The organism is Actinoplanes oryzae (assembly GCF_030757795.1).
GTDB lineage: Bacteria > Actinomycetota > Actinomycetes > Mycobacteriales > Micromonosporaceae > Actinoplanes.
Genome location: NZ_JAUQWH010000351.1, coordinates 1 through 995, shown reverse-complemented (window position 1 = coordinate 995; position 995 = coordinate 1). Strand labels below are relative to the sequence as shown.

General features: G+C 70.6%; 1 protein-coding gene. It reads right to left on the bottom strand.

The genetic code is table 11. The annotated features are described in order from the left end of the window. Positions 1-995: AAA family ATPase (locus RBH18_RS43870; protein ID WP_306216447.1), on the bottom strand; the 995-nt coding region annotated here is incomplete at both ends.

Below are 995 nucleotides of genomic sequence, written 5' to 3'. Positions count from 1 at the left end.
CGACCGAGTCGAGGTCGCCGGACTTCCAGTCCTTCTCGCGCTGGGCGCGCTGGGTCTGGAGCTGCTTCTCCTTGTCGCGCAGCGTGGCGGCCGCCTCGAAGTCCTGCGCGTCGATCGCGGCTTCCTTGTCCCGGCTGGCCTGCATGATCTTCTCGTCCAGCTCGCGCAGGTCGGGCGGGGACATCATCCGGCGTACGCGCATCCGGGCGCCCGCCTCGTCGATCAGGTCGATCGCCTTGTCCGGCAGGAACCGGTCGGAGATGTAACGGTCGGCCAGCGTGGCGGCGGCCACGAGGGCGGCGTCGGTGATGCTGACCCGGTGGTGCGACTCGTACGCGTCGCGCAGGCCCTTGAGGATCTCGATGGTGTGCGCGAGCGTGGGCTCGCCGACCTGGATGGGCTGGAAGCGCCGCTCGAGGGCCTTGTCCTTCTCGATGAACTTCCGGTACTCGTCCAGGGTCGTCGCGCCGATGAGCTGCAGCTCCCCGCGGGCGAGCAGCGGCTTGAGGATGCTCGCCGCGTCGATCGCGCCCTCGGCCGCGCCGGCGCCGACGAGCGTGTGGATCTCGTCGATGAACAGGATGATGTCGCCGCGGGTGGCGACCTCCTTGAGCACCTTCTTGAGGCGCTCCTCGAAGTCGCCGCGGTAGCGCGAGCCGGCGACCAGCGACCCCATGTCGAGGGTGTAGAGGTGCTTGTCCTTGAGGCTCTCGGGCACCTCGCCCTTGACGATGACCTGGGCCAGGCCCTCGGCGACGGCGGTCTTGCCGACGCCGGGCTCGCCCACGAGCACCGGGTTGTTCTTCATGCGGCGCGAGAGGACCTGCATGGTCCGCTCGATCTCCTTCTCGCGGCCGATGACCGGGTCGAGCTTGCCGTCGCGGGCCCGCTGGGTCAGGTCGGTGCCGAACTGGTCGAGCACCATCGACGACGACGGGGCGGCCGCGGCGGCGCCGCCGGCGGCCGGGGTGCCCTCCTTGCCGCCCGAGTAGCCC